The following is a 15,094-nucleotide window of genomic DNA, read 5'->3' on the forward strand; positions in this document are numbered from 1 at the left end:
TCAGTTTTTGATGATTGTATCTTAATCAGAGGGGTATTTGATGGGCGAGTGGTCAGATATATTTTTCATATCTTAATTTAATAAATAATTAATTTTTAGATTAAAGTTAATTATTAATCTAAGGCAGGCTAACTTTATGAATTGCAAGCTATTTAGCTTAAGATTGGTTTTTAGATGTATAAGTGAAACCTATAGATAACGGTGGAGTAACAATATATATCGCTATGTTGCTTATTTTTATCAAAAAACAGTTTTATTTATTGTGAATTCATAATGAAAGGCAAACGAAGTGTCGAAAATGGCTTTCAATTTATAAAAACTGTGTTTATCATGCAGGGCTCAATGAATTTGAAAAAATGAATTTGAAAATTTGAAAAATGGCGCTACTGGTTTTGGGCTTTGCTGGGGAAGGATGAAGAGTACATCTCCGACAAGCTTATACAGTCTTTAACGGTGGCGGTTCTATCTGCATTATTCCTAGGGATAGAGTGTATTATAAATGACTGAGACAACCTCTCTGACACCACTCGTCGAATTAAAATCTTTAAATAAAGGTTTTGATGGCAAACAAATTATTTCTGAACTTGACTTAACCATTCGAAATGGTGAGTTTTTGACTATTCTGGGGCCTTCTGGTTGCGGTAAAACGACGGTTTTACGTCTTATTGCTGGGCTTGAAGATGTCGATGAAGGTCAAATTATTCTTGATGGTCAAGATATTACGGATATTCCAGCGGAACAACGCTTCGTGAATACCGTATTCCAAAGCTATGCTCTTTTTCCTCATATGACGGTCTATGACAACGTCGCTTTTGGCTTGCGCATGCAAAAAACGCCAGCCGCTGATATTCAAAAGCGAGTTGATCAGGCACTGCGTATGGTGCAATTGGAAGATTTTGCGCAGCGAAGGCCTAATCAACTCTCTGGCGGGCAGCAGCAGCGCGTGGCAATCGCTCGTGCCGTAGTGAATCGCCCTAAAGTCTTATTACTGGATGAATCATTGTCTGCGCTGGATTACAAACTGCGTAAGCAAATGCAGAATGAGCTAAAAGCCCTTCAACGGAAGCTGGGGATTACCTTTATTTTTGTTACCCACGACCAAGAAGAAGCTTTAGCGATGTCTGACAGGATCATCGTCATGCGTGAAGGGAAAATTGAGCAAGATGGCACACCTCGTGAAATTTATGAGGAGCCTAAAAACCTGTTTGTTGCTCAGTTTATCGGTGAAATTAATATTTTTGATGCGAAAGTATTGTATCGCATTGATGAAAAACGTATTCGTGCCAATGTTGAAGGCCATGAATGCGATATATTCACTGAGCTCTCCGTCAAAGAAGGGCAGCATCTTAATGTGCTTTTGCGCCCTGAAGACTTACGCGTTGAAGAAGTGAATGATGCAGAAAATCATCCAGGGCTGATTGGTTACGTACGTGAACGTAACTACAAAGGCATGACTTTGGACTCTGTGGTTGAGATGGAAGACGGCAAAATTGTCATGGTGAGCGAATTCTTTAACGAAGACGACCCCGATGTTGACCACTCCTTGAATCAAAAAGTTGCTGTAACTTGGGTGGAAAGCTGGGAGGTCGTTCTGGATGATCATTCGTAAACACAAGATCCTGCAAAATGTGATCATCACTGGGATTGTCGCTTGGCTGGTCTTGTTCGTTTTCTTGCCAAATATCATGATCATCGGGGCAAGCTTCCTAACTCGCAGCGATACCAACCTAGTGGATTTGATCTTCACATGGGATAACTACGTTCGTTTGTCCGACCCCATGTACGCGGAAGTGATGCTGCATTCACTGAATATGGCGCTGATCGCTACTTTCTTTTGCCTTGTGATCGGCTATCCATTTGCCTTTATTTTGGCGAAGTTACCTAAACGTATTCAGCCATTGATGCTGTTTTTATTGATTGTACCATTCTGGACAAATTCGCTGATCCGTATCTATGGCTTGAAAGTGTTTTTGAGTACCAAAGGCTATTTGAATGATTTTTTGCTTTGGATTGGCATTATCGATAAACCCATGCGGCTCATGTACACCCCTGAAGCGGTAGTGCTTGGGCTGATTTATATCCTATTGCCTTTTATGGTAATGCCACTGTACTCCAGTATTGAAAAATTGGATAAGTCATATTTAGAAGCGGCCAGAGACCTTGGTGCTAATAAATTTCAGACCTTTGTGAAAATCATTATTCCATTAACGATGCCGGGTATTATTGCTGGGTGTTTATTGGTTCTGTTACCTGCGATGGGCTTATTCTATGTCGCCGATTTAATGGGCGGCGCGAAGAACCTGTTAATTGGAAATGTGATAAAAAGCCAGTTCCTCAATATTCGCGATTGGCCATTTGGTGCAGCAACCAGTATTTTCCTCACCGTGATGATGGGGCTGTTGCTGTATGTGTATTACCGAGCGGCTAAGCTTCTGAATAAAAAGGCGTATGAAGAATGATCGGGCGTACTTTGCGGGGTGGCTTTATGGCCATCGTCTATGCGTATCTTTATATTCCAATCATCATTTTGATTGTTAACTCCTTCAATGAATCGCGTTTTGGTATTCAGTGGCAAGGGTTTTCAACAAAATGGTATGAACTGCTGAGTAATAATGACAGTTTATTAGAAGCGGCGGGGCATTCATTAACCATGGCGGTGTTATCCGCCACATTTGCCACGGTGATTGGCACATTAACTGCAGTTGCACTGTTTCGTTACCGTTTTCGCGGCAAGCCCTTTGTGGGCGGGATGTTGTTTGTGGTGATGATGTCCCCCGATATCGTGATGGCAATATCGTTATTAGTGCTGTTTATGATCTTGGGCGTTTCACTGGGTTTTTGGTCGTTGCTGTTTTCGCACATTACCTTCTGCCTGCCTTTTGTGGTGGTAACGGTATATGCAAGGTTAAAAGACTTTGATGTGAAAATGTTGGAAGCCGCGCGGGATCTCGGGGCGGGTGAATTTACTATTTTGCGTAAAATTATTCTGCCATTAGCGCTACCTGCGATAGTGGCGGGCTGGCTGCTCAGCTTCACATTGTCGATGGACGATGTCGTGGTGTCATCATTTGTGACGGGGCCAAGTTATGAAATTTTACCGTTAAAAATCTACTCAATGGTCAAGGTTGGCGTTTCACCTGAAGTGAATGCGTTGGCAACGGTACTACTGATTATGTCGCTGGTGCTTGTTTGCTTAAGCCAATGGGTAATGCGGGATAAATACGGTAAAAAAGCGCAGTAAAAATAATAGGATGGCACGGTATTACTGTTTTAGCGTGCTTTTTAAATGCCATAAGGCGAGAGGGTGGGCTCCAATTGAGCCTATAAGATATCACCCCTAAATCATTCAAGTTGCGGCTTGGTGCAGGCAGGGATAAAAACACGTTGTTGAGGGAAACTCAGTCATGAAAAAATGGTCCTATCTACTGGCGGCAGGCTTAATGGCTGCAAGTATTGGTACGGCGACTGCCGCTGACGATAACAAAGACGTACTGTATTTCTATAACTGGACAGAATATGTTCCCCCCGGTTTATTAGAGCAATTTACCAAAGAAACGGGCATCAAGGTGATTTACTCCACCTATGAATCCAACGAAAGTATGTACACCAAATTGAAGACCTATAAAGACGGGGCTTACGATTTGGTGGTGCCATCCACTTACTTTATTGCCAAAATGAGCAAAGAGGGGATGCTGCAAAAGATTGATCAAAGTAAATTAACCAACTTTAAAAACCTCGATCCGAATTTAATTCACAAAGAATTTGACCCCAATAATGACTATTCTGTGCCTTATATTTGGGGCGCAACAGGGATTGGTATTAATGGTGAAGCCGTTGACCCAAGCTCCGTCACATCATGGGCAGATTTTTGGAAGCCTGAGTATAAAAATAGCCTATTGATGATGGATGATGCACGGGAAGTATTCCAAGTCGCATTAAACAAACTGGGTTATTCAGGCAATACCACTGACCCGAAAGAAATAGAAGAAGCCTATCAAGAGCTGCAAAAGCTGCGTCCGAATATCTTAGCCTTTAACTCGGATAACCCCGCCACACCGTTTATTGAAGGGGAAGTGGATGTTGGGATGCTGTGGAATGGCTCCGCATTCGTTGCAAGGCAAGCGGGCTTACCGATTGAAGTGGTGTGGCCAAAAGAAGGCGGTATCTTCTGGATGGACAGTTTAGCGATCCCTGCAAATGCGAAAAACGTTGAAGGTGCTCATAAACTGATTAACTTCTTATTACGCCCTGAAATTGCAGCACAAGTTGCTGAATCCATTGGTTATCCAACACCCAATTTAGCCGCTAAAAAGATGTTACCCGCGGAGATTGCCAATGACCCATCCCTTTACCCAAGTGAAGAGGTATTGAAAAAAGGCGAGTGGCAAAGCGATGTTGGGAATACCAATATTCTGTACGAAGAGTATTTCCAAAAGCTAAAAGCCGGCCGTTAATGGTTTGGTGATTTTTTTTGATAAAAGGGCACTTATTGAAGTGCCCTTTTTTATGGGCAGTTTTATGACTTGGCTAGTCAGTGAATTTCAATTGGTTTTTAGATGACTCTTCCAGTCAATATAAATTATTATTTAATTTATATATATTTTATATTAATTTATTTTTGTTTTTTTAGATATAAAATCTAAAAATGTTAATTTTATAAGGTAATAGAAATTAAAAATAAGAAAGAACGCACAGAATCTTAAGGTAAATTACATTATGTTATTTACCTTAAGTGTGACAAAAAAGGATTAGCATAATGTCAAATAAAGATAATCCAGATATGAGGGAATGCCAGAATATCTCCTACCATTTACCCAAATGGACAAAAAATGGCGAAGTTATCTGGGATGATGTCACCGCACAACATAAATCGCTCAATGCGGAAGCCCACTGTATTAAACCACCCACCAAAGTTATTCCCGTTATTTTTATTCCTGGGATTATGGGAACTAACCTTAAAAATAAAAAAAGTGGAGATCCCGTTTGGCGAGCGGATAAATACATGGGAATGGATACGCTTTATCTAACTTCTTTAGGCGGAAAAGAACGGCGAAAAATACTGAATGTTGATTCTACAGCTGTTGATAATCGCGGTAAGTATATTCAAAGCGATAACTCATCATTTGTTGATTACCGCAAAGACAACGCGGTATTTAGTGATGATGGATTTATGTTACCTAAGAGAAAAGAACGAGGCTGGGGAGAAGCGCTTTTTTTAAGTTATGGGACGTTTCTGGATGTTCTGCAATCGGCTTTGCTTGATGATTGGCAGCAAGATATATTTAACATCAAGAGAAGAGATAAAACCAAATCTATTCAATTTAAAGGTGATAAGTCTACAGGAGTATTAAGACAACTTGTTAATAAGCCCATTGGCGGAACCAATGAATCATTATTAACTGAACAAGAATTAATACATTTTGAACGGTTTTTATTTTCGGTTCATGTTTTTGGTTATAACTGGCTTGAAGATAATGCCATCTCTGCCGCTAATCTTACGAAATATATAGATGAGGTCTTAGAGACTTATAAGCATAGACATGGATATGGTTTAGCCATTGAAAAAGTCATTATTTTGACCCATTCCATGGGGGGATTGATTGCCCGTTATGCGATGAATCCCCCAGAAGGCGCATTTCAAGGGTGTCAAGATAAAGTCTTGGGTGTGGTGCATGGTGTTATCCCTGATTTAGGGTCACCCGCCGCGTATCGACGCATGAAAGTGGGGGCGGCACAAGAAGGAATGGCAGGGAAAGTCTTAGGTGCGACCGCAGAAGAACTTATGTCTGTACTTGCTGCTGCCCCAGCCCCCCTGCAACTTCTACCATACCCTCGATATCACTCATCATGGCTGTCTATTGAAGGCGGGGGAAGCTATCCTTCGATGGTTGATACAAATACAGGGACATTCGACCCCTTTAACGAGATTTATTTACGCAAAGATGTGTGGTGGCGTTTATACGAGCCAAATATTTTAGATAAGGAGCCCTCAATTATTGAAAATAATTGGGGTAAATATACTAAATTGATGGACACTAAAATTAGAGATTTCATGAATCATCAAGAGAAAAAGCGATACCACCCTAATTCTTACGTTTTTTATGGTACCGAAGTGGGATCGGATAATACGCTCCAGTGGGACGTGGAAAAAATTGTTCCATTGATAGTGAGTCCTAAGCGCCCTTTAGTTTTTAATCCCAAAAATAACCAACGAATTGTGTATTCCGGAGGGAGGGAAGTAAATAATACCTTAGGGTTATGGGATAGTAGTTCTTATCAATACACCCAATTTCGATTGGTTTCTTCTCAAGGTGCGGGAGATGGTACTGTCCCTGTTGAATCACTGGTTGATATCATCAGTAGCCCGTCAGTCAAAAGTAGTTTAGCAACCAACGTCGACCATCAAAATGCGTATGCTGTTGATAGCCTCCCTGATATTAGAAATCGGGATGCGATTCGATTTAGCCTAAGAGCAATAGTGAAAATGGTACAAGAGGTCGATACTCGTGCTGCTGATTAATCGTTATACGCGAAGTTTTATTGTTTTTATTGGGATAGTGCTGTGTATTGGTGGGAGTTTTAAAAAAACGCTTGCACAGACAGAATTTACAGACAAGGAAAATACTGTGATAGCAACATTATTTGAAAAAACGAAACCTCAGTGTATTGGGCGCTATATCATTGATGTACCTGAATCATTCAATAATAAACTTAGGGATAGTATTTCTATCGGTGATTTTAAACTGGAAAGTTTGTTTACCTACGCACCCGCTTTCAAACAGCGCATTACATTACGTGAAGCGGAATTACGGGAATGGAAAACCAGTGCTGAAAATGCCCCGATGCTAAAAGAAATAATTCAATTACCCGATGGGAAAGGGGTTATTTTTGATAGAAATGTTCCAGGTGTAAGTGATTTAAGTCGTATTTTAGAAGCTCATGTTTATACAGGTCATGTCGCATTTATTATTACTATAGAAATATTAGACCTATCAGATCCTAAATATTTAAATAGAAAAAAAACATATGAAAATGCAGGTTTTTCAGAATCGGAAATGAATGACAAACCCTCAAAATTAGCAGCTATGAAATCGTTAATTTCTCGATTGCAAGGGCGTTTAGATCATGAAATTCCGACAGAGAAAGGCGTTTGTATCCCCAATGGTTTTATTTTAGATGGTAACGAAATGCTGACGCAGGATGTCGCTTTTCTTTACGAATTGAAGGAGTTCACATTTTCGGTTGAGTCAGATAATAGTATTGCCGATTCTAGTGATACGTTATTGGGCAGAAGTGCGGGGATCAATGAGGCGATAAGGCAACACAGTCGAAAAACAATCAAAAACGGTGAGCTATTACCTAATCATATTCCATCTCAAGAGTGGCTCATAAAAGGTGAGCAAGAAGTTTATTCAGAAGAGGAAAATAAAAGGCTCCCCAATTTACCATATTATTTCTTTACGTTTTACGCGAATGAAGCCACTAGTTCTTTAACTGTCCCTCAATTACACATTCTTATGCATAACCAAGATCAATTCACGCCATACAGTGATGCTGAAATGGTCGAAATTTGGGATCGAATTGTTGGTTCTCTGCGTTATAAACCGAATGCATTCTAGTTTTTCTCAAAGCGATAATGATTGTATTGTTATCGCTTTGATTTAACACAAGGGTGCTTAAGAGCCCCGCCGCGGTAGCTCCAATTTAGTAATGTTACTTTTTAGCAAATACCTAAATGACGCTATTCTATTTTCTTTAAGGATTAGTCAAAAGGATTAGCATAATGTCAAATAAAGATAATCCAGATATGGGGGAATGCCAGAATATCTCCTACCATTTACCCAAATGGACAAAAAATGGCGAAGTTATTTGGGATGATGTCACCGCACAACATAAATCGCTCAATGCGGAAGCCCACTGTATTAAACCACCAACCAAAGTTATTCCCGTTATTTTTATTCCTGGGATTATGGGAACGAATTTAATGTCGAAGGGTGATGATAAAAAAGAAATGTGGCGAGGGGATGCAGGGTATGAAATTTTTCTACAATGGGCGCAGAGGACAGGCCATGAAAGAAAAAACATATTAAACCCTGAAACAACAAGAGTTGATAATAGGGGTTTAGTAGATAAAGAGGTATATACAGCTTTTTCTGATGATGGACATTTATTTTCCAAACGTTGTGATAGAGGTTGGGGGGAAGCACTTAATTATAGTTATGGGCGTTTTCTGAGTGTTTTTCAGGCTGCATTAATTCATGACTGGCAGAGCAATGTCCTTAATTTCGAGCTTTTAAGTAAAGGTGATATTAATTTACCCTATGCCAGTATTCTTAATGAATTTGTCGAGAAACCATTTGGAACGGAAGAAAAAGAGAATGAGCAGACATTAACCCAAAAAGAACTCGACCATTTTAATCGTTTTTTATTTCCACTGCATGTCTTTGGCTATAACTGGCTTGCTGATAATGCAGAGTCCGCATCTAAACTTGTGGAGTATATCGATAACGTTATTAATTTATACCGGTGCCATGGATATGGCTTAGCAGTTGAAAAAGTCATTTTAGTAACTCATTCCATGGGGGGGTTAGTGGCTCGATATGCGATGAACCCTACCCCTGAATCTGAATTTGAGGGGTGCCAAAGTAAAGTGTTAGGCGTTGTTCACGGCGTGATTCCTGACTTAGGATCTCCTGCGGCCTATAGACGGATGGGGACAGGGGCGAGCGAAGAAGGCTATACAGCAGGACGAATTTTAGGGTGGTCAGCTAAAGAATTAATGCCTGTTCTCGCTCAATCACCAGCACCTTTACAATTACTTCCTTATCCATCTTATAAGTCACCATGGCTATTTATCCCTGAGGAAGGAAGTTACCCCCAAACAAAAGACCCTAAAACAGGAAAGTGTGATCCATTCAATGATATCTATCTTAGAAATGATGTTTGGTGGAAACTTTATAGACCGGACATTTTAGATAAGGACGAAATGGTAGTAGATAATAATTGGAAAAACTATGTAAAGCTGATGGAAATTAAAGTTCGTCAATTTATGTATCACCAAGAAAGTAAATTATATCATCCAAATACTTATGTTTTTTATGGTGAGCAAGTTGAGTCGGATGGCTCCCTTGGCTGGGAACCAACGAAGTTAACTGTTAGCCCATATGTGCTCTCTCAAGGAGAACCTCATTTACCACCAACACATCGCCAAAAACGAGAGAAAGGTCAATTAGCGAAAGAGTTTAAACTTATTTCGTCCAAAACTGCTGGTGATGGCACCGTGCCTGTCGAGTCGTTTTCCGCTATTTATTCTAATCAATCAATCAAAAGTATTTTAGCTACGAATGTTGATCATCAAGATGCTTACAAGGTCGATGATATTGCTGACATAAAAAACAGACCAGCAATTCAATTTACGCTAAGAGCAATTATTCAAATGGTTATGGATGTGCCATTAAATGATTAATAAGTATTTAGGACCACTTCTTGGGGTGTTTGTTTTTTCACTTATTTTTTTAGGTTTGGCTGTGTATGACAAAAAAAGTCGCTTAACTGAAAAGGATTATATTTTGATAGATTCATTTTTTGAAAATGCAAAACCACAGTGTATTGGACGATTTGTCGTTGATATTCCTATTCCTATTCCATTTAACAATATGAATGATAATCAAGTCTTTATTGATGATTTTAAAATTGAAAGTAAATTCATCTACCCTCCTGCGTTTAAGCAACGAATTGAGTTACGAGAGCAAGAACTTCGTAATGGAAAAACGAGTGAAAAAAACGCCCCAGTATTAAAAGAAATTATCCAACTACCTGGTGGTAAAGGTGTTATTTTCGATAGAAATAATTCAGGGCAAGATGATCTTAGTCGTACCCTTGAGGCTCATGTATATGTCAATCATATAGCCTTTATTATAACTGTTGATATATTGGATTTATCTAATCCAAAGTATTTGAATAGAAAGAAAACGTATGAAAATGCAGGGTTCTCTGAATATGATATGAATGAGAAGCCAACTAAATTAGCAGCTATACAATCCCTCATATCTCGATTATCTGGACGAAAAAACGAAGATATTCCTATCGATAACGGTGTTTGCATTCCGAATGGATTTATTGCGGATGATGGAAATAAACATAAAGAAATCATCTCATTTACGTATGAAAATAATGATTTTATTATAGGGTTTAGATCCGATAATACGGCTATTGGTTCTAATGACACCTTGTTTAATCGGAGTCCTCAAATCAATAAGGCTATGTCATTATCAAAGAAAAGTACTATTAAAAAAGAAAAGCTATCACCTAATGGGATCCCATCTCTTGAATGGTTAATGATAGGAAAACAGAATAAGCAAGAAAATACTGATTTTCTTGAGTTTATTATGTATTCAAATGAAATGATTGCTGACCCGAAGAAACCTTTGTTATACATTGGGTTAAATAATGCAGATAAAAACACGCAATATAGCCAATGGCAATTAGTCGAAATTTGGGATCGAATTGTAGGCACTTTGCGTTATAAATCGAATGCATTTTGATGTGCCTTGTACGGCAACCATCATGCAGTGAGCAAAAAAGCTTATACAAATGCGGTTATTTCTAATAAGTCTTCTGACGTACTACAACGGGGAATAGGGCTTTTGGATGTAATCTCATCTCGAAAAAAATAGCGAGTTTCATCCAAAACCCCCGCCAAGCTCTACAACCCAGCGGGGAGGCACTATAAACTTATTTACTCACAGCATTATGTTTCACAAACTGAGCAAAAGTATCCGCCCACGGTTGCAAGAAATCTTTGCTTTTCGGTGAAATATGGCCTTGCTCATCCACCATACCGTCATACCATTTCAGGTAACATTCAGGTTGGTTCATCGTTGGCATATTCAAAAAGGCAAGGCTGTTGCGCAGGTGTTGTTGGGCAATTGCCGTACTGATATTACCGATGGATACACCTAAAACCCCCGCAGGAATTGCATTCCACGAGTTATCACCCCAAGGGCGAGAGCCTTGGTCAATGGCATTTTTTAATACACCGGGAATAGAGCGGTTATATTCAGGAGTGGCAAAAATAATGCCATCACAGGCTTTAATTTGGGATTTAAAATTGGCAACGACAGGAGGCACATTTTGGTCAGCATCTTGATTGTAGAGAGGAAGGTCGCCAATGTTGATAAATTTGAATGAAAAATTTGCAGGGAACAGCTTAGTCATGGCTTTAGCGACGATTAGGTTGTAAGAATCCGCACGCAAGCTACCCACAATAACACCAATATTATATTGTTTTGACATGGTAAAACCTCTTCTATCGACGGTTGATGACGAATGTGACAAATAATTTGCACTTTGTCAGAATTTTATTTCGCATCTATTATTAAACATCATAACTCGAATCGGTGCAAAACTAAGTTAAATATAAAGTCAGCCAAAACAATAAAATCAAAACACAAAATAATTTTAAATTATCAATTAATTATGGGTATATGGCTTATCTAAAATGGATATTGTGAGTCCCATTCCACTATTTTGATTTAACCTTGAACAAAACAGGGTTACTTGATTTTGGTCAAAATGAAACATACCGACTGGTCGGTATCATCCATTGCATGAACAAAACAGCGCAGCACAGAAAAAAAGACCCTATCAAACTCCAAGTGGAGCTACTGAAAGCGGCTCGTATTATCGCGGGCAGGGAAGGTATTTCTGCCTTATCGCTTAATGCGGTCGCGCGGGAAGCGGGTGTCAGCAAAGGGGGGCTGATGCACCATTTCCCGAGCAAACAAGAGCTTATCCATGCGCTATTTCTGCAATTGCTGGGCATTATGGATGAGCGAATTAGCCTCATCATGGAAAATGATACCAATACATATGGGCGCTTTTCTCGCGCGTATTTACACTATATTGGCGAGCTAAAAGAGTCAGATGAAAGTTTCCAGCTCGCGTTATTGTCTTTGGCCATGCCAAATGAGCCTGTATTGCGTAAATGCTGGCGTGATTGGGTGCTGGGCCACTTAGCTAAAGGTGATGAGTTCGATAACAGCTATTTAGGGGCGCTAGTGCGTTATGGTGCGGATGGTTTGTGGTTGTCATCGTTAACGGAGGGAGAAACGCTATCACAACAAGAGCGTGATGCTATTGTCAGTCGGTTAACAGAAATATCGTTTGAAAAGCTGCCTTAATATGGATAAGTAAACACCGAAAATACCGTCATTAATATAATAAAAACATGGGGCGACAGTGAAATATAAAATCAATGCCTTCATTATATATGATGCAGTTGATGGCACTTTGTCTTTGAAAGACGACGAGGTGGATACGCAATTGTCTATTACCGCCAATGCATTGCTCTATTATTTTATCCAAAATAGGGGCGTGGTATCCCGTGACGATGTATTAAAAGCTGTGTGGGATGATAATGGGTTAGTTTCATCCAACAGTAATCTAAACCAATATTTGAGCTTATTAAGAAAAGCATTTCGCCAATATGGTATTGAAAATATTATTATTACGGTGGCAAGAGGGCGATTGGAATTTAATTCAGAGGTAACGTTAGAGCGTTTGAATGATGCCAAAATGCACCCCGCAGAATTTATTAAAAGCTTGAGTGAGATAGATGCCGCCGAAGTTGTATTATCGCCTGTTATTGAGCCACCGTTAATTGAACCAGAAAACAACGCTGCGCTACCCCCTAAGTCCCCCAAGCCATTCACCAAAGCAAAAAGAGAAATGTGCTGGTATTTTGCCAGTGGTGCATTTTTGCTGTGCTCTATCTTATTATTAGTTATGGCTTATTTATCGAATCAGCCATCCCAACCGATTAATATGACGGTGCTGGAACATGCTGGTTGCGATGTGCTTTCAAATGAAAAAATGATTAACGGCACTGTCGCGCAAAATTATGTACAAAACTTTGACAAGGTGAGAAATAACCTAAATCTTGCCTGTGTAGAAAAAGAGCGATTTGTTTTCTTCTATGGGGATAAATTACAAACCAACGGATTAGGACGTGTGTTTTTAGCCCATTGCGCAGTAAATGAAGATAATCCTTTTAGCTACTGTGATAACTATTTTTATTATTCTTGGAAGCCATCATGAAAATATCTGGGAAAGTATTATGTTTACTGAGTGCTTTGCTTTTTATTGTAGTGGTGATTTATACGCAATCCGTTTTATTTGCTAATAAGCAAGATGGCTTAATGGTTTGTTCTACCAAAGGGATTATGCGTTTTGAAAATATGAAAGACGAAAACGTCAATGGCAATATTCACTTTAATTTTGGGGCGAATGGAAAAGGGTCTATTGTTGTTGAGGGTTATACAGACTCTAAAGCAGGATGGTTATATTTACAGCGCTATGTGAAATTTAATTATACGACCAAACGCGTGTCACCAACGGAGCGCCATTATAATATTAGTCAATGGGAATCGAGTGCCTCTTCCATTGATGAATCCCCCGATGTGATTTTTGACTACTTTATGCGGGAAATGTCTGATAGCCATGATGGCTTATTTCTTAACGCCCAAAAGCTCAATGACAAAGCGCTGTTATTAAGTTCAATTAACTCCCCACTCTATATCTGCACATTAAAGCCTGGCAGTAAATTTGATTAGCAACATGCCTGTCGAGAGTATTAAAGTCGTCCTATTGTTGTATCTCTTTCCCTTCTAGTTGCCTTTAACTTCCATTGAAATGATAAGCACCTTTCGTGTTATTGGCAGGCTATCTTAGTGTGAGTTTCTTGGCTCAGTGCCTAAGTACCGTAATGTAAAAGGCTATCTTTATTTGCGAGCAAAGCTTATAAGCCAGTGAGCCGCCCCACAATTATCATTGCGTAAATTACCCCTTGGTATCAGCTTAATAATATCCTGTTAACAATCTCCCTCGATTAATCCGTAATCTATTTTTACTATTTTTTATTCACCAGACGGATGCGTGAATTTTTGGTTTTTTCAGCACAGTTATGTGAATTAAAGACTTATCAAATCTAATTACTAGTCAAATATTCTAAGTATCTCCTTGTTGTGGATTTATATTTTGTTTTTATTTTTCGCCTCTATAGTGAATTTGAAGCCAAAGGCTGCGTTCAATTAATCACCGCGCAGACACTGTTGGCGTAAATGATTACCTCGGTTCTGCAAGAAACATGTATTCGGACACATCAACTTAAAGAGCGCGGTAAAGAAAAATGAAGAAGGCTTCTCGGAGGAAACAACAATGGGTGATGCATTAGGTCTTATCGAAACTAAAGGTCTGGTAGCTTGCATCGAAGCGGCTGATGCGATGTGTAAAGCCGCAAACGTTGAGCTAATCGGTTATGAAAATGTCGGTTCAGGCCTCGTAACCGCAATGGTTAAAGGGGATGTTGGCGCAGTCAAAGCAGCGGTTGATTCAGGTGTTGAATCTGCTCAGCGTGTTGGCGAAGTCGTGACATCGCTAGTCATTGCGCGTCCACATAACGATATCAACAAAATCGTGATTAAACATAAGGCATAACTTTTTCCGGAGGAAAAAACATGGGTGACGCATTAGGTCTTATCGAAACTCAAGGGTTAGTGGCATGTATTGAAGCGGCTGACTCAATGTGTAAAGCCGCAAATGTTGTGCTGATTGGTTATGAAAATGTTGGGTCAGGTTTAGTGACGGCAATGGTGAAAGGGGATGTTGGTGCAGTCAAAGCGGCAGTTGATTCAGGTGTTGAATCGGCTTCTCGCGTTGGCACTGTTGTGACATCTCTGGTGATTGCACGTCCTCACAGCGATATTCAGAAAATCGTCGCCCAGTATAAAGTCACGGAATAAAAAGGAAATTACTTATGAAAGAAGCGCTTGGATTAATCGAAACCAAAGGTTTAGTGGCCTGTATTGAAGCCGCTGATGCCATGTGTAAAGCCGCTAATGTCGAACTGATTGGCTATGAAAATGTCGGCTCAGGGCTGGTGACTGCGATGGTGAAAGGCGACGTCGGTGCGGTTAACGCAGCTGTTGAGTCGGGTGTTGAAGCCGCAAAACGTGTTGGCACCGTGGTGACATCACGCGTGATCGCAAGGCCGCATAACGATATCGGCAAAATTGCACAGCAACACAAAGCCTAA

At 39.9% G+C, this 15,094-nt stretch carries 15 protein-coding genes; 14 read left to right on the top strand and 1 reads right to left on the bottom strand.

The genetic code is table 11. From position 1 onward, the window contains the following. Positions 1-499 precede the first annotated feature (499 nt). The 8 genes from potA (at position 500) to AC4IFT_RS07695 (ending at position 10,544) form a co-directional block, all read left to right on the top strand. Positions 500-1,609 carry a spermidine/putrescine ABC transporter ATP-binding protein PotA gene (gene potA / locus AC4IFT_RS07660; RefSeq protein WP_490734358.1) on the top strand — a complete coding sequence of 370 codons (1,110 nt, stop codon included), beginning with the start codon at positions 500-502 and terminating at the stop codon, positions 1,607-1,609. Next, the gene (gene potB, locus AC4IFT_RS07665) at positions 1,596-2,459 is read left to right on the top strand and encodes a spermidine/putrescine ABC transporter permease PotB (protein WP_490734360.1); all 864 of its coding nucleotides are present in this window, start codon (positions 1,596-1,598) and stop codon (positions 2,457-2,459) included. The genes potA and potB overlap by 14 nt, the downstream gene beginning before the upstream one ends. Further along, a complete protein-coding gene (potC, locus tag AC4IFT_RS07670; protein WP_219244692.1) occupies positions 2,456-3,241 on the top strand; it encodes a spermidine/putrescine ABC transporter permease PotC in 786 nt (261 codons plus the stop codon). Before potB ends, potC begins: the two co-directional genes overlap by 4 nt. 163 nt (positions 3,242-3,404) lie before the next feature. Beyond that, positions 3,405-4,454 carry a spermidine/putrescine ABC transporter substrate-binding protein PotD gene (gene potD / locus AC4IFT_RS07675; RefSeq protein ID WP_206083434.1) on the top strand — a complete coding sequence of 350 codons (1,050 nt, stop codon included), beginning with the start codon at positions 3,405-3,407 and terminating at the stop codon, positions 4,452-4,454. Positions 4,455-4,756: 302 nt separating this feature from the next. Continuing rightward, entirely contained in the window at positions 4,757-6,520 is a 1,764-nt protein-coding gene (locus AC4IFT_RS07680; protein ID WP_490751007.1) for a lipase family alpha/beta hydrolase, read from the top strand. Positions 6,521-6,566: 46 nt separating this feature from the next. Further along, complete coding sequence (locus AC4IFT_RS07685; RefSeq protein WP_490751063.1) at positions 6,567-7,619, top strand: T6SS immunity protein Tli4 family protein; 1,053 nt, start codon at positions 6,567-6,569, stop codon at positions 7,617-7,619. 164 nt (positions 7,620-7,783) lie between these two features. After that, entirely contained in the window at positions 7,784-9,466 is a 1,683-nt protein-coding gene (locus AC4IFT_RS07690; protein ID WP_490751008.1) for an esterase/lipase family protein, read from the top strand. Further along, the gene (locus AC4IFT_RS07695) at positions 9,459-10,544 is read left to right on the top strand and encodes a T6SS immunity protein Tli4 family protein (RefSeq protein WP_490751009.1); all 1,086 of its coding nucleotides are present in this window, start codon (positions 9,459-9,461) and stop codon (positions 10,542-10,544) included. The genes AC4IFT_RS07690 and AC4IFT_RS07695 overlap by 8 nt, the downstream gene beginning before the upstream one ends. 190 nt (positions 10,545-10,734) lie before the next feature. Here the strand turns inward: AC4IFT_RS07695 and AC4IFT_RS07700 are convergent, their stop codons facing one another. Continuing rightward, positions 10,735-11,295 (bottom strand): NADPH-dependent FMN reductase, encoded by a 561-nt coding sequence (locus AC4IFT_RS07700; protein ID WP_490736297.1) that lies wholly within the window; start codon positions 11,293-11,295, stop codon positions 10,735-10,737. A 314-nt stretch (positions 11,296-11,609) separates the two neighbouring features. On the opposite strand from AC4IFT_RS07700, the gene AC4IFT_RS07705 reads away from it, so the two are divergent. The 6 genes from AC4IFT_RS07705 to AC4IFT_RS07730 all read left to right on the top strand — a co-directional run bounded on the left by AC4IFT_RS07705 (position 11,610) and on the right by AC4IFT_RS07730 (position 15,094). After that, positions 11,610-12,182 (top strand): TetR/AcrR family transcriptional regulator, encoded by a 573-nt coding sequence (locus AC4IFT_RS07705; RefSeq protein WP_273802833.1) that lies wholly within the window; start codon positions 11,610-11,612, stop codon positions 12,180-12,182. A 58-nt stretch (positions 12,183-12,240) separates the two neighbouring features. Continuing rightward, positions 12,241-13,098 (top strand): winged helix-turn-helix domain-containing protein, encoded by an 858-nt coding sequence (locus AC4IFT_RS07710; protein ID WP_490751010.1) that lies wholly within the window; start codon positions 12,241-12,243, stop codon positions 13,096-13,098. Further along, a complete protein-coding gene (locus tag AC4IFT_RS07715) occupies positions 13,095-13,613 on the top strand; it encodes a FidL-like protein (RefSeq protein ID WP_219244687.1) in 519 nt (172 codons plus the stop codon). Before AC4IFT_RS07710 ends, AC4IFT_RS07715 begins: the two co-directional genes overlap by 4 nt. A gap of 604 nt (positions 13,614-14,217) precedes the next feature. Further along, positions 14,218-14,496: a BMC domain-containing protein gene (locus tag AC4IFT_RS07720; protein ID WP_004249182.1), complete on the top strand. Its 279-nt coding sequence runs from the start codon at positions 14,218-14,220 to the stop codon at positions 14,494-14,496. 20 nt (positions 14,497-14,516) lie between these two features. Beyond that, the gene (locus AC4IFT_RS07725; protein WP_042845468.1) at positions 14,517-14,801 is read left to right on the top strand and encodes a BMC domain-containing protein; all 285 of its coding nucleotides are present in this window, start codon (positions 14,517-14,519) and stop codon (positions 14,799-14,801) included. Between the two features lie 14 nt (positions 14,802-14,815). Further along, complete coding sequence (locus AC4IFT_RS07730) at positions 14,816-15,094, top strand: BMC domain-containing protein (protein ID WP_006658501.1); 279 nt, start codon at positions 14,816-14,818, stop codon at positions 15,092-15,094.

This window comes from Providencia sp. UF-183, from assembly GCF_058246155.1.

What these genes read in the sequence shown, in the direction of transcription:
- AC4IFT_RS07680 (WP_490751007.1), top strand. Translation starts at nt 4,757, where the DNA reads ATGTCAAATAAAGATAATCCAGATATGAGGGAATGCCAGAATATCTCC.
- potD (WP_206083434.1), top strand. Translation starts at nt 3,405, where the DNA reads ATGAAAAAATGGTCCTATCTACTGGCGGCAGGCTTAATGGCTGCAAGT.
- AC4IFT_RS07690 (WP_490751008.1), top strand. Translation starts at nt 7,784, where the DNA reads ATGTCAAATAAAGATAATCCAGATATGGGGGAATGCCAGAATATCTCC.
- AC4IFT_RS07725 (WP_042845468.1), top strand. Translation starts at nt 14,517, where the DNA reads ATGGGTGACGCATTAGGTCTTATCGAAACTCAAGGGTTAGTGGCATGT.
- AC4IFT_RS07715 (WP_219244687.1), top strand. Translation starts at nt 13,095, where the DNA reads ATGAAAATATCTGGGAAAGTATTATGTTTACTGAGTGCTTTGCTTTTT.
- AC4IFT_RS07705 (WP_273802833.1), top strand. Translation starts at nt 11,610, where the DNA reads ATGAACAAAACAGCGCAGCACAGAAAAAAAGACCCTATCAAACTCCAA.
- potA (WP_490734358.1), top strand. Translation starts at nt 500, where the DNA reads ATGACTGAGACAACCTCTCTGACACCACTCGTCGAATTAAAATCTTTA.
- AC4IFT_RS07730 (WP_006658501.1), top strand. Translation starts at nt 14,816, where the DNA reads ATGAAAGAAGCGCTTGGATTAATCGAAACCAAAGGTTTAGTGGCCTGT.
- AC4IFT_RS07720 (WP_004249182.1), top strand. Translation starts at nt 14,218, where the DNA reads ATGGGTGATGCATTAGGTCTTATCGAAACTAAAGGTCTGGTAGCTTGC.
- AC4IFT_RS07700 (WP_490736297.1), bottom strand. Translation starts at nt 11,295, where the DNA reads ATGTCAAAACAATATAATATTGGTGTTATTGTGGGTAGCTTGCGTGCG.
- AC4IFT_RS07695 (WP_490751009.1), top strand. Translation starts at nt 9,459, where the DNA reads ATGATTAATAAGTATTTAGGACCACTTCTTGGGGTGTTTGTTTTTTCA.
- potB (WP_490734360.1), top strand. Translation starts at nt 1,596, where the DNA reads ATGATCATTCGTAAACACAAGATCCTGCAAAATGTGATCATCACTGGG.
- potC (WP_219244692.1), top strand. Translation starts at nt 2,456, where the DNA reads ATGATCGGGCGTACTTTGCGGGGTGGCTTTATGGCCATCGTCTATGCG.